Source organism: Methylobacillus pratensis, assembly GCF_054072455.1.
In genome coordinates this window covers 742,257-754,433 of sequence record NZ_JBSUSR010000001.1, presented here as the reverse complement: position 1 = coordinate 754,433, position 12,177 = coordinate 742,257, and the positions used below count along the sequence as shown (strand labels likewise).

Annotated in this window: 11 protein-coding genes; 6 read left to right on the top strand and 5 right to left on the bottom strand. The window is 54.0% G+C overall.

The window, feature by feature from the left end:
* Nucleotides 1-39: 39 nt before the first annotated feature.
* Complete coding sequence (locus tag ACW4YW_RS03425; protein ID WP_309564762.1) at nucleotides 40-678, bottom strand: response regulator transcription factor; 639 nt, start codon at nucleotides 676-678, stop codon at nucleotides 40-42.
* Nucleotide 679: 1 nt separating this feature from the next.
* The gene (locus tag ACW4YW_RS03420; protein ID WP_457136271.1) at nucleotides 680-2,020 is read right to left on the bottom strand and encodes a histidine kinase; all 1,341 of its coding nucleotides are present in this window, start codon (nucleotides 2,018-2,020) and stop codon (nucleotides 680-682) included.
* Between the two features lie 328 nt (nucleotides 2,021-2,348).
* Here ACW4YW_RS03420 and ACW4YW_RS03415 point away from each other — a divergent pair, with 328 nt between their 5' ends.
* From ACW4YW_RS03415 to ACW4YW_RS03405, 3 genes are all read left to right on the top strand, one after another.
* A complete protein-coding gene (locus tag ACW4YW_RS03415; RefSeq protein ID WP_457136270.1) occupies nucleotides 2,349-4,562 on the top strand; it encodes a TonB-dependent receptor family protein in 2,214 nt (737 codons plus the stop codon).
* Between the two features lie 156 nt (nucleotides 4,563-4,718).
* Nucleotides 4,719-7,289 (top strand): DNA mismatch repair protein MutS, encoded by a 2,571-nt coding sequence (gene mutS, locus ACW4YW_RS03410; RefSeq protein WP_457136269.1) that lies wholly within the window; start codon nucleotides 4,719-4,721, stop codon nucleotides 7,287-7,289.
* A 110-nt stretch (nucleotides 7,290-7,399) separates the two neighbouring features.
* Nucleotides 7,400-7,648: a hypothetical protein gene (locus tag ACW4YW_RS03405; RefSeq protein ID WP_457136268.1), complete on the top strand. Its 249-nt coding sequence runs from the start codon at nucleotides 7,400-7,402 to the stop codon at nucleotides 7,646-7,648.
* A 106-nt stretch (nucleotides 7,649-7,754) separates the two neighbouring features.
* On the opposite strand, the gene ACW4YW_RS03400 is transcribed toward ACW4YW_RS03405, so the two are convergent.
* Complete coding sequence (locus tag ACW4YW_RS03400) at nucleotides 7,755-8,234, bottom strand: FKBP-type peptidyl-prolyl cis-trans isomerase (RefSeq protein WP_457136267.1); 480 nt, start codon at nucleotides 8,232-8,234, stop codon at nucleotides 7,755-7,757.
* A 15-nt stretch (nucleotides 8,235-8,249) separates the two neighbouring features.
* Nucleotides 8,250-8,711: a peroxiredoxin gene (locus ACW4YW_RS03395; protein WP_457136266.1), complete on the bottom strand. Its 462-nt coding sequence runs from the start codon at nucleotides 8,709-8,711 to the stop codon at nucleotides 8,250-8,252.
* 81 nt (nucleotides 8,712-8,792) lie between these two features.
* On the opposite strand from ACW4YW_RS03395, the gene ACW4YW_RS03390 reads away from it, so the two are divergent.
* The 3 genes from ACW4YW_RS03390 to ACW4YW_RS03380 all read left to right on the top strand — a co-directional run bounded on the left by ACW4YW_RS03390 (nucleotide 8,793) and on the right by ACW4YW_RS03380 (nucleotide 11,271).
* Nucleotides 8,793-9,953 (top strand): JmjC domain-containing protein, encoded by a 1,161-nt coding sequence (locus ACW4YW_RS03390; RefSeq protein ID WP_457136265.1) that lies wholly within the window; start codon nucleotides 8,793-8,795, stop codon nucleotides 9,951-9,953.
* Between the two features lie 111 nt (nucleotides 9,954-10,064).
* Nucleotides 10,065-10,868, top strand: a complete 804-nt coding sequence (locus ACW4YW_RS03385; protein ID WP_457136264.1) for a secretin N-terminal domain-containing protein — start codon at nucleotides 10,065-10,067, stop codon at nucleotides 10,866-10,868.
* A 184-nt stretch (nucleotides 10,869-11,052) separates the two neighbouring features.
* Nucleotides 11,053-11,271 carry a hypothetical protein gene (locus tag ACW4YW_RS03380; RefSeq protein WP_407994300.1) on the top strand — a complete coding sequence of 73 codons (219 nt, stop codon included), beginning with the start codon at nucleotides 11,053-11,055 and terminating at the stop codon, nucleotides 11,269-11,271.
* Between the two features lie 114 nt (nucleotides 11,272-11,385).
* On the opposite strand, the gene ACW4YW_RS03375 is transcribed toward ACW4YW_RS03380, so the two are convergent.
* Nucleotides 11,386-12,159, bottom strand: a complete 774-nt coding sequence (locus tag ACW4YW_RS03375; protein ID WP_457136263.1) for an MBL fold metallo-hydrolase — start codon at nucleotides 12,157-12,159, stop codon at nucleotides 11,386-11,388.
* Between the last annotated feature and the right edge of the window lie 18 nt (nucleotides 12,160-12,177).

The following is a 12,177-nucleotide window of genomic DNA, read 5'->3' as shown; positions in this document are numbered from 1 at the left end:
TCAAAACCAGGCTGACACCTGGTTTTTTTTTGCCTTGAATCAATCCCGCTGCTGGGTGATGCCGAAGCGTATCGCCATATGCACCAACTGCCCCGTGGTTTGCACATTGAGCTTCTGCCTTACCTGGGTCTGGATGTTGGCGGCGGTCTTGTAGCCGATGTGTAATTGTTCCGCGATGCCGGTCAAGGAAACGCCTTCGGCAATCCGGCGAAACACTTCGAACTCCCGCGGGGAGAGTTTTTCCAATGGATTTTCGGTAGGCGTGAAGCGGTCCATGGCGAGGTGCTGTGCCAGTTCGTGGCCGATGTAGCGACCACCGCGCAGCACTTGTTTCACGGCCTCCAGCAATACTTCCGGCGCGTCGGTCTTAACGACGTAGCCCTTGGCGCCAGCCTGCATGGCGCGGGCTGCATAGATATTGTCGTTATGCATGCTGAAAATGATCAGGCGGGCATTGCCATCGCGCGCAATGATGCGGTGCAGGGTTTCCAATCCGCCGATCCCGGGCATGTCCAAGTCGAGAATCCCCAGGTCGGGGTGGTGTTCCTGCCAAAGCGTGCAGGCGCGCTCGCCGTTTTCCGCCTCGGCGGTCACCTGGTAGCCCGCGTTTTCCAATAAGGTGCGTAAACCGCTGCGCACTACTGCGTGGTCGTCTGCCAACAGTATTTTCTGAGCCATGTTAATTACTTTCCTGAATCGCCTTGGATGCTGTACTGAAGGGTAGCGTGGCCGAAATGACGACCCCTTTTTCCCTGCTGCGTACGTTAAACACGCCGCCTTCCGCTTCAACGCGCTCGCGCATGCCGGATAGGCCGAAACCGGCCCTGGGCAGGTGAGGGTTGAAGCCAACGCCGTCATCATGAACTTCTATCGTCAATGTGTCGGAAAGAATGCCGCGCGTGCGGATGAGCTTGATCGAGATATGGCTTGCATGCGCATGGCGCGCAATATTGGTGAGCGATTCCTGCACGATGCGGTAGGCCACGATGCTGGTCTTTTCCGGCAGGCTCAAGCAACTCTTGTCCAGCGCCAATTGACATTCGATGGCCGGATGCTGCTTTTTCCACTCGCTGACCAATTGTTCAATCGCCTCAACGAGCCCATGGGCGTCCAATGCCGTAGGCCGCAGGCGGTGGATCAACCCCCGCACCGCTTGCTGGATGTGCTCGACATGCGAGTTGATGCGCGCGGCAAACTCTGCCAACGAATGCTGCTTATCCTTGGGCAGGCTAGCCAGTTCCAGGCGGATGGCGGTAAGGTATTGCCCCATTTCATCATGGACCTCACGCGCGATATTGCGGCGCTCTTCTTCTTGAACCTGCATGGCATGGCGTGCAAGCGCCTGGTTTTCCTTGAGCAGGACAGCCAGTTCACGTTCGGCCAGGTGCTGTTCCGTGATATCGGCAAAAAAACCGTAGATGTTTTTTTCGGAGGTGTGCGGATTGTCCAGGGCGCGTGTCAGCCGGGCCATCACGATCCATGGCGCATTATCGGGACGAGCAACCGTGAGTTCCGGAATGTCCACTTTTTCTGCCGTTTGCAGCTTTTGGCAAAGCTCATCCCAATGCTTGCCAATTGCCTTCTTCAGGTTAAGCGTGGAGGCGCTGTTGCCAGACATCGTGCTGAACGCCTGGTTGCACAGCAAGATATTGCCTTTCATATCGGCAATGAAGTTGCCGCACAAACCTTGGTCGAACAGCGTTTTGAACATGCGCTGGCTTTCTTGTGACGCATGTTCCGCCTCTGCCCGGCGGTTGGCTTCAGAGATCATTTCTCGCATGCGGCGGCGTGAAAACCAGATCGCAACAAAAGCTGCGACGAAAAGCACCAATGGAAACTCGTCCAGCTGCAGTGACTCATGGGCCAGCGCCCAGGCGATGAATTTTTCCGAGAGGTCCAGCTTTGCCGAGAGCAGGAAGACGCTAATGATGACAACGAGGGCAATGACAAAATCACGGGCAGACTGAGAAATGCGTGTCCAGAACGTGATCATAGGGATGGAGTTTTGAGTGGTGCTCATTATCGCGACATTCTGATAGAGATCATTCATTACATGGAAGTGATTTTTTCCTGAAATCGCTTGCTGGACGTGGGTTTGTGAGTTTTTCCCGTTTTTGTGGGTGATTAATTTTTATTTACATTGAAATATTTTCAAAACATATTTGGGATTTATTCCCAATATAATTTGTGATTAATTCCTCTTCTTGGATTGAACCAATCCTTGGAAACTCTCACCTGTCGCCGATTACAAATTTTTACAATTAAAGAAAAACGGTGATATTTATGGAGAAGTGCTGGAAAAACAATGCTATTCCAGCGTTCAAATAATACTGAGAGGGAATTCAAACGTGATTAAAAAACCAATGATGGGGATGGCAGCCTTGATCCTGACTATGCCAGCGTTCGCGGCAGAACAGGCGAGTCAGCAGAATGCCGCTTCCGAGGCGAATGAGGAGAGCATTGTTGCAGACAAGGTCAAGGTAACCAGCATCTTGCCAGATCGCTTGGAGGCGGTGCCTGGCTCTTTCAATGTGGTGGATGAAAAGGAATTGAAGGCTCGGCAGCCATTCAGCGTGCGCGAAGCATTAAACCAAACACCCGGGATTAATATTGTTGGTGAAGACGCCTTTGCGCTGGCGCCTAATATCGGCGTTCGCGGCCTGAATCCCCGCCGTACTTCACGTACTTTGCTTATGGAAGACGGCGTACCTTTGTTCCTGGCGCCTTACGGCGACCCATCGGCCCATTATTCCACACCGCTTGACCGTGTAAGCCGGATCGAAGTGGTGAAAGGCTCCGGGCAGACCCTATACGGCCCTCAGACGGTCGGCGGCATGATCAACTTCGTGACCAAGCCTGTACCAAAAGAATTCCAGGCGAGCGTGATGGCGATTATTGGAAATAACAACTTCAGCGGCGGCCACGTCAATATCGGTACGGGCGGCGACTGGGGTGGCATTATGCTCGACGCAGTCAATCGCAAAGGTGATGGCATCCGCGACAACCATGACTTTGAGATCAATGAACTGACGTTGAAAGGCCAGTTGAACCTGGATGACCGAAATACCTTGATTGCCAAAGTGGGCTGGTATGAAGAAAACTCAAGTATTTCTGAGACTGGTTTAGGCCTTGTTGAATACAACGAGGATAAATATCAGGCGCCTACTGGTAAGCAAGACTATTTTAATCACACTCGTAAGTCATTGCAGTTGCAGCATATTTTTCAAGTGAACGAGAGGGCTAAGTTCAGTACACAGTTCTATTATGTGAACTCTGAGCGCGCATCTTTCCGGCAGATCAATACTCCTGGTGAACTTGATGGTCGTTCAAGGATGGACAGATGTACTGGATTAGGCGTTGCAACCGAGGTTAATTCTGCTACCTGCGGTGGGCGCTGGCGTCCTCGTGAATACGAATATTGGGGTGTTGAACCTCGTCTGGACATTAGCCATAACTTGTTTGGTATCGAAAGTGATGCAGTAATTGGGTTTCGCTATCACAAGGAAGATATCCAGAGAAATCAATACCGTGATAGCAGTCCATTGGCCCAGGATTTAGGTTGGGCGATTGCCAATGGTAGTCATCGTGAAGATATTGCGATTAATGTGGAGGCCAAGTCTTACTATGCGCAAAATACCTTTTATGTTGGCGATTGGTCTTTGACGCCGGGAATTCGGGTGGAGGATATCCGCGTTGCGACTAATATCAAACGTGCAGAGGGGGAAACTCAGAACAATCCCGAGTCATCCTTGACCAACAATCAGACCAAGGTATTGCCTGGATTTGGCGTAGCATGGAACGGGATTACCAATACAACTATTTTTGGTGGTGTCCACAAAGGGTTCGCTCCGCCACGTCCGGATCGAGATTTGATTGTGGATGAAGATAACCCACAGAACTCTGCTGTTGCAGTTAAAGTGAAGCCAGAGGAAAGCACTAATTGGGAGTTTGGTATTCGTTCCAATAACCTGAGGGGTATCGCATATGAGGCCACATTGTTCCATACTCAGTTCGACGAAATTGTGATCAGCAATGGCTTTGGCTCATTCCGTAATGGCGGTGAATCCCAACACACCGGCATAGAATTTGCAGGACGCGTCGATTTCGGGACAATCTACAATACTTCGCACAATTTCTACGTTAGCGGCTCCTATACAAACCTCTTCACTGCTAAGTTTAAGAAGACCAGTCTTGATGACGATATCCGCAGCGGCGATCGCCTTGCCTATGCGCCTAAGCATATCGCCTCTTTAAACTTTGGCTATGAGCACCCAGTTGGTTTCAATGCTCGTATAGGTGTGGATTATGTCAGTGAGCAATATGAGGATGTTACTTTCCGCGAGGGGCGTAGCGAATATAACCAGCTTAGAGGGCTGAGCGGCAAGATTCCTTCCTACACGCTGCTAAACGCATCCGTGAGCTATCGTCCAATAGGCAGCAAGGCTACCTTCTTCGTCAGCGGGCATAACCTGGGTGACAAGGAGTATCTGGCAACACGTGTCGATGGCATGCATGCCGGTCGTCAACGCCAGGTGTTCGGTGGTGTCCGTTACGATTTCTAATCCTTAACCGCATCCTTCCTCTGGCTTTTTGCTGGAGTAGTTGTACTTGCGCCCCGTTATCGGGGCGTTTTTTTGCATGGTGAGCTTGATAGTGGCGGCGTTATAATCAAGGTTTGTAGTGATGTGCTGGCGTTGGCAGGCACGCTTGAACGGGCAATGAATTTGACTACCTCAGACAATATCTTGGAACAACATACGCCGATGATGCGCCAGTATCTCGGCATCAAGGCGCAATATCCCGATATGCTGGTGTTCTATCGCATGGGGGATTTCTACGAATTATTCCATGACGATGCGGAGAAGGCATCGCGTTTGCTTGGCATTACCCTTACCAAGCGCGGCAGCTCCAATGGAGAGCCTATCCGCATGGCGGGCGTGCCTTATCATGCGGCGGAGCAATACCTGGCAAAACTTGCCAAGCTGGGCGAGGCTGTCGCCATTTGCGAACAGGTGGGCGACCCCGCCAAGAGCAAGGGGCCGGTGGAACGCCAGGTCACGCGCATCCTGACGCCGGGCACATTGACCGACGCGGCCTTGCTGGACGACACGCGCGACAATCTGCTGCTTGCCATTTCCCGCGGTGAAGGCGTATTGGGGGTTGCCCGCATCAACCTTGCCTCGGGCCGTTTTGTCCTGAGCGAAATAGCGCCGGGGCTGCTGGCGCAGGAGCTTGAGCGCATCAGTCCGGCTGAAATTCTTTATCCCGATGATTTTTCCCATGTCGCGCTGGAGCAGGTGAAATGTTCCAAGAAGAGGCTGGCGCCTTGGCAGTTCGACCTGGATTCATCGGTCCAGACCCTGACCAAGCAGTTCAGCACCTACGACCTGGACGGCTTCGGCTGCGCCGATATGCAGGCGGCCATCATGGCGGCTGGCGCCTTGCTGGATTACGTCAAGCATACGCAGCGCACCAGCCTGCCGCATATCCAGGGGCTGACGGTAGAGCAGGGCAGCCAGTTCATCCAATTGGATGCCGCGACACGCCGCAACCTGGAAATCGACCAGACCTTGCGCGGAGAACCGTCGCCCACATTGTATTCTTTGCTGAATACCACGGTGACGGCCATGGGTGCGCGTTTGCTGCGTATTTGGCTGCATCATCCCTTGCAGCACCAGCCTGACATCCAGGCGCGCTTGCAGGCGGTGACGGGCTTGCAGGCGCAGTACGATGGCTTGCGTCCATTGTTGCGCAATGTCGGGGATGTGGAGCGCATGACGGCGCGCGTTGCCCTGAAAACGGCGCGTCCTCGCGACTTGTCCGGCTTGCGCGACAGTTTGCAACAACTGCCGCTGTTGCAGCGCGTATTGCGTCCTGAAAGTTCGTTGTTGCTGCAAGCCTTGCAGCAACAGCTGGATGTGCCGCAAGCCGCGTTGGATATGTTGTTGGCGGCCGTCAAGGATGAGCCTGCCGCCGTATTGCGCGAAGGCGGCGTGATTGCCGATGGATTTGATGCAGAATTGGATGAGTTACGGGGCATCCAGAGCAATTGCGGCGAGTTCCTGCTCAAGTTCGAAGCGCAGGAGCGCGAGCGCAGCGGCATCAGCAACCTCAAGGTGGAATATAACAGCGTGCATGGCTTTTACATCGAGATCAGCCGTGCGCAATCCGAGAACGTGCCTGCCGAATACCGCCGCCGCCAGACGCTGAAGAATGTCGAGCGCTATATCACGCCAGAACTGAAGACGTTTGAAGACAAGGTGCTCTCCGCCAATGAGCGTGCCCTGGCGCGTGAAAAAGTGCTGTTCGATGCCTTACTTGAAAACTTGCAGCCTGCGCTGACCGCCTTGCAGCGCAACGCGGAAGCCGTGGCGCAATTGGATGTGTTGGCAACATTTGCCGAGCGTGCGGATGTGTTGAAATATGTCGCGCCCCAATTCAGCAATGAGGCCGGCCTGGATATCGTGGACGGCCGCCATCCGGTAGTGGAGCAGTTGGCGCAGCCGTTCATCGCCAATAGTGTTTCCTTGTCGCCTTACCGCCAGTTATTGTTGATTACCGGGCCCAACATGGGTGGTAAGTCGACTTACATGCGGCAAACAGCGTTGATCGTGCTGCTCGCGCATTGCGGCTGTTTCGTCCCGGCGAAATCGGCGAAGATAGGGCCGATAGACCGGATTTTCACCCGCATCGGCGCTTCGGACGACTTGGCCGGAGGCCGTTCCACCTTCATGGTGGAAATGACCGAGACCGCCAATATCCTGCACAACGCGACAGAGCAAAGCCTGGTATTGCTGGATGAAATCGGGCGCGGCACTTCGACTTTTGACGGCTTGTCCCTGGCATGGGCAGTCGCCAGGCAGCTGTTGGAGAGGAACCGTAGCTATACCTTGTTTGCCACGCACTATTTTGAATTGACCAGAATCAGCGAAGAGTTCAAGCATGCGGCCAATGTGCACCTGGATGCGGTTGAGCACGGCAACGGTATTGTGTTTTTGCATAACGTGGAAGAGGGGCCTGCAAGCCAGAGCTATGGTTTGCAGGTGGCGCAACTGGCGGGCATCCCGCGCTCGGTGGTGAATGCCGCGAAGCGTAAACTGGTGCAGCTCGAGCAAAGCCAGGTGATGCAGCAATCTTCTTCCGGGCAAGGAGATATGTTTGTTGCGGTGGATAGTGCGCCGGAACCCGCCATGCACCCGGCCGTTTCCGAGCTCGAAAGCATTGATCCCGATGGCTTGACGCCAAGGCAGGCGCTGGATGTTTTGTACAAATTGAAAAAATTAATATAAATATCAGCAATAATTCGACATAGTTTTGAAACAACTGCCTGCCACAATGTGAACCGTAGTCCTTACCGGGACTTCGGTTTTGTCAATTTAAGAGATCCCAAAAGGAAGATATGGTTGTCGAGTATTTCATCAAAATAGTGATCCCCGTGGTATTTGCGTCCTTTGTTGCCATGATCGGCTGGTTTGCCGGTGAAAAGCTGGGTGCAATGATTGCTGGCGGAGTTTCCCTTGCCTTGTCGATTGGCTGGACCAGCTACAGCTGGTCATTGTCCGTGAGGCAGTCGCGTATCAATGCGCGCCTGGCCAGACGCAAGCAGGCGCGTGCCAAGAAGGCAGTGCGCAGTGTGTCTTGCGCATAATAGAGTCAAGCGGCTTTTTAGCCGCCACTGGATACGAAAAAGGCAGCCATGAGGCTGCCTTTTTTATTGGACCTGGAACTAGGTTTGGCGTATCAACTAATCGAGCCTAGTGATGGTGGCCACCCGCGCCGTGTACGTGACCGTGCTCTACCTCTTCCTTGCCTGCTTCGCGCACTGCCGTGACGGACGCCTTGAACAGCACCCGTTCACCGGCCCAGGGGTGGTTGCCGTCGACGATGACCTTGCCGTCTTCGATATTGGTGACGGTATACAGCACCACGTCGCCGGTTTCGTCTTCGCCTTCAAATTGCATGCCGACTTTCAATTCCTCGGTAGGGAAGGCGGAAGCAGGCTCTATTTGCACCAGCTCCTCGTCATAGTCGCCGAATGCGTCGGCCGGCTCCAGGGTCAGTTCGATGGAGTCGCCGACAGACTTGCCATGCAGTTCTTCTTCTACTCGCGGGAAAATATTGTCATATCCGCCGTGCAGGTAGCTGACGGGATCCTTGCTGGACTCTAGAATATTCCCATCGCTATCGCGTAGTTCATAAGTGATGGTGACAACAGTGTTCATGGCGATCTGCATGAAAGATCCTTCTTCTTAAAGTGATTTGATAAAGTTGAGTATTTCTGCGGCATGGCCTTTGGCCACCACCCCATATTGTGCCAAGCGTACCACTCCAGTCCGGTCGATGACAAATGTGGAGCGGACTATGCCCATTTTTTTGATGCCGTCCTTCTCCTTTTCCTGCCATACGCCATATTGGCTGCATACCTCGCCATCCTCATCGGATAGCAGTTGTACTGCCAGGCCATGCTTGTCGCGGAAGTTGGCATGGCTCATGCAATCATCCCGGCTAATGCCGATCACGAAGGTGTCATGGCGCTTGAACTCTTCCTCCAGATCGCTGAATTCGATGGCTTGCAATGTGCAACTGGGGGTGTTGTCCTTGGGATAGAAGTAGAGCACCACATTACGGCCACGCAGTGCGGAAAGGCTGATGGTTTCGATATCTGCATCTAGCAGGGAAAAGTCAGGGGCTGGCGTATTGGGCTGCAGCATGGCTTGCTTTGCAGTTGGGAGAGATGGGAAAGATTCTAACCTAATTTCTTGGCAGCGTAAGCAATGCGCTATCATGCGAGCATGAAAAAACAACAAAATTCACATAGCGTTCCGCTTGCCTTGCTTGGCGGCTTGAGCGCGGAGCAATTTCTCGCCGAATACTGGCAGAAAAAGCCTTTGCTGATCCGCCAGGCGATCCCCGGATTCAATGGGCTGCTAAGTCCTGATGAACTGGCGGGGCTGGCTTGCGAGGACGATGTGCAGTCGCGCCTGATTTCATCCAAGCGCGGACGCTGGCATGTGGAGAGCGGGCCGTTCGACGAAAAGCGCTTTGCCAAGCTGCCGGAACGTGACTGGACCCTGCTGGTGCAAGGCGTCAACCATCATTTGCCTGAAGCGGCGGAATTGCTGCAGCAATTCGCTTTCGTGCCTTACGCCAGGCTGGACGACCTCATGGTGAGCTTTGCGCCCGACCAAGGAGGCGTGGGGCCGCATTTCGATTCTTACGACGTGTTCCTGCTGCAGGGCGAAGGCGAGCGTTTGTGGCGGATTAGTGAGCAGGAGGACTTGAGCTTGGTCGAGGGCGCGCCGCTGCGTATCCTGCAAAATTTCAATACCGAGCATGAATGGGTGCTAGGGCCAGGGGATATGCTCTATTTGCCGCCCCACGTCGCGCACTGGGGCATTGCAGTAGGCAACGCGATGACGTATTCCATAGGCTTCCGGGCGCCTTCGGCGCAGGAGCTCGCCAGCGAGTTTCTCAATTATTTGCAGGATAAATTACAAGTGCCCGGAATGTATGCCGACCCGGAATTGCAGCCGCAACCGCATCCGGCGGAGATAGGTGCGCAGATGCTGGACAAGGTCAGCGCGATGCTGGAGCAGATCCGCTGGCAAGCGAGCGATGTATCCAATTTCCTCGGGCGTTACCTTTCCGAGCCCAAGCCGCATATTGTGTTTGACGAAAATGAGGCGTTGGCCTTGAAGCGTTTTGTGCAACAACTCCCCAAGCGCGGCATTGCCTTGTCCGGCAAAAGCCAGATGTTGTTCTGCGACAACCAGTTCTTCATGAACGGCGAGCAACTGGCGGTAACGGCGCGACACCAACCGTTTCTGACGGCATTGGCGGATGGTCGCCGGCTCGAGGCGGCCTGCTTTGATTCCACTATCTTGCAGGATGCTGGCTTGATGCAGCAGCTATATGACTGGTATCTGGCAGGCTATTTGCATTTCATGGAGTGATCGCGTAGCTTACGCAAAAGCAATATGCAGGGTTGGGCGATATATCTGCAGTGAGTGGTGCAGCAAGCGCCACCCGTAAATTGGGAGTATGCATTGACCAGGAATGAAATCATGCGTGCCTTGTTGATGACCATGTGTCTGGTCTGCGCGCCTGTGCAGGCGGCAGGCCTGGATTTCAAGATGATTACGCTGCAGCACCGTTTTCCGCAGGATATCCTGCCCGCGGTACAACAGCTCGTCGGCCCCGAGGGCTCGGTCACCGCGATTGAGCAGCATCTCGTCGTGCGCGCCACAGCGGACAAAATGGACGCGGTCGAGGCCTTGGTCGAGAGGCTGGATACCGTGCAGCGCAACGTACGCATCACGGTTCGCCATGAGGACTATGCCACGCAGGACAATAGCGCGATAGGCGTCGAAGGAAGCGTGAGATACGGCGATGCCGAGATAGGCATCAATGATGCGGCGCAGCGCGAGGGTTTGCGCTTCAATATGGATGACGGCCAATCCGCAACCCGTCGCAGCGGGGAGCAGTTCCTGACCGTGCTCGATGGCGAGCGTGCTTTCATCCAGGTCGGGCAATCCGTGCCTTTTACCCAGCAATGGGTACTGTTGACCACGCAATATGCCAATGTGCAGCAAACCACCGAGTTCCATGACGTCACGACCGGCTTTGCTGTCAGGCCGCGCTATATCGGCAACGAGGTTGAAGTGGAAATCACGCCGCGTATCGCGCGCCTCAACGCGAGGGGCTTCATTGATTTCGAGCAGTTGTCGACCACGGTACGCGCCACGCGGGGGCAGTGGCTGGATATCGGCGGCGTCATGCAGGGAAGGGATGAAGTCAGCCGCGCCATCCTCTCGCAAAGCCAGTTTGCAGAGGGAAAAAACAGCCGTCTGCAAATCAAGGTTGACTGAGGGATTTGCCTCCTGTTTTTTTATTCAGGAAATGGCAGAATATTGTGCTAAATAAGGCTGGTAGCCAAAAAACAGTGGTATTTTTTATCGGAAATGGTAGAATTTTTGGCACTCGGTTGGTTTAAAGGCTTACCGTAACTGGTTTTAAAATTTATTGTCTACACACATCTTTAAGGGATAAAAAATGACACGTTCCGCTCTGCTTGCCGCTCTGCTCGCACTTGCTTTGACCGCTTGTGGTCAAAAGGAAGAAGCACCTGCTGAAGCTCCTGCTGTTGAAGAAGCTGCTCCTGCTGTTGAAGAGGCACCAGCTGAAGCTCCTGCAGAAGAAGCTGCTCCTGCTGTTGAAGAAGCACCAGCTGAAGCTCCTGCAGAAGAAGCACCTGCTGAAGAAGCTAAGTAATTGACAGGCTGGCTTTAATGCCAGCTTCAATTATCTGGATCGAAAAGCCGGCAATGCCGGCTTTTTGTTTTTTTACTGCTCAGCTTTCCTTAAGTTCCTCTAAAGATACTTGCTTCATTTGATTTGACGCCAGTCGAACCCTTCTTGCTGGCTGGCGATCGCTATCCAGTGTTCCTCACAGCCGAGAGTGCGGCTCAATGCGGTATTGACCAGCGCCGGCTGGTTATTCTTCTCGCTCAGGTGCGCAGCCACGATGTGTTGCAGTTTGCTGTTGTCGAGTTTGCCTAGCAGGTCTGCTGCGCTCTCATTGTCCAGATGCCCGAGGCGGCCGCCTACGCGTTGCTTCAGGGAGCGCACGTAAGGGCCGTTGCGCAGCATGTCCAGGTCATGGTTGCATTCGAGAATCAGCGCGTCACAGGCGTTTAGTGTGGTTTCGATGTGCGGGGTTGAAGTGCCTGCGTCGGTGAGAACGCCGAGCTTGTGTTGGCCATCTGTGAACGTGTATTGCACTGGTTCGCGTGCATCGTGCGGCACCGGGTAGGGCTGGACCTGCAAATCACCAATGCTGAATAACTGGTGGCTATCGATGATATGCAGGTCGAACCCGCATTCCTTTGGCATAAGTCTCTGGCTTGTGACGTATGTGCCATGGGTAAGCCACACCGGGATGCGATAGCGGTTGGCGAGTTTGAACACGCCGCCGGTGTGGTCGTCGTGCTCATGGGTGACGAGAATGCCGTCAATCTCTTCCGGCTGCAGGCCTAGCTTGGCGATGCGCCGAATTGCGTCGCGCAAGCCGAAGCCGCAATCCAGCAACAGGCGGGTGGTGCCTTGCTCGATGATCAGGCCGTTGCCTGCGCTGCCGCTGCCGAGTGAAGCAAATCGCATATCAGCAAGTACCGATCG

Bases quoted from the DNA above. Each gene is read 5' to 3' on its own strand.
- ACW4YW_RS03395 (WP_457136266.1), bottom strand. From the start codon at position 8,711: ATGCTGCAGCCCAATACGCCAGCCCCTGACTTTTCCCTGCTAGATGCA.
- ACW4YW_RS03425 (WP_309564762.1), bottom strand. From the start codon at position 678: ATGGCTCAGAAAATACTGTTGGCAGACGACCACGCAGTAGTGCGCAGC.
- ACW4YW_RS03400 (WP_457136267.1), bottom strand. From the start codon at position 8,234: ATGCAGATCGCCATGAACACTGTTGTCACCATCACTTATGAACTACGC.
- mutS (WP_457136269.1), top strand. From the start codon at position 4,719: ATGAATTTGACTACCTCAGACAATATCTTGGAACAACATACGCCGATG.
- ACW4YW_RS03405 (WP_457136268.1), top strand. From the start codon at position 7,400: ATGGTTGTCGAGTATTTCATCAAAATAGTGATCCCCGTGGTATTTGCG.
- ACW4YW_RS03385 (WP_457136264.1), top strand. From the start codon at position 10,065: ATGCGTGCCTTGTTGATGACCATGTGTCTGGTCTGCGCGCCTGTGCAG.
- ACW4YW_RS03420 (WP_457136271.1), bottom strand. From the start codon at position 2,020: ATGAGCACCACTCAAAACTCCATCCCTATGATCACGTTCTGGACACGC.
- ACW4YW_RS03375 (WP_457136263.1), bottom strand. From the start codon at position 12,159: ATGCGATTTGCTTCACTCGGCAGCGGCAGCGCAGGCAACGGCCTGATC.
- ACW4YW_RS03390 (WP_457136265.1), top strand. From the start codon at position 8,793: ATGAAAAAACAACAAAATTCACATAGCGTTCCGCTTGCCTTGCTTGGC.
- ACW4YW_RS03380 (WP_407994300.1), top strand. From the start codon at position 11,053: ATGACACGTTCCGCTCTGCTTGCCGCTCTGCTCGCACTTGCTTTGACC.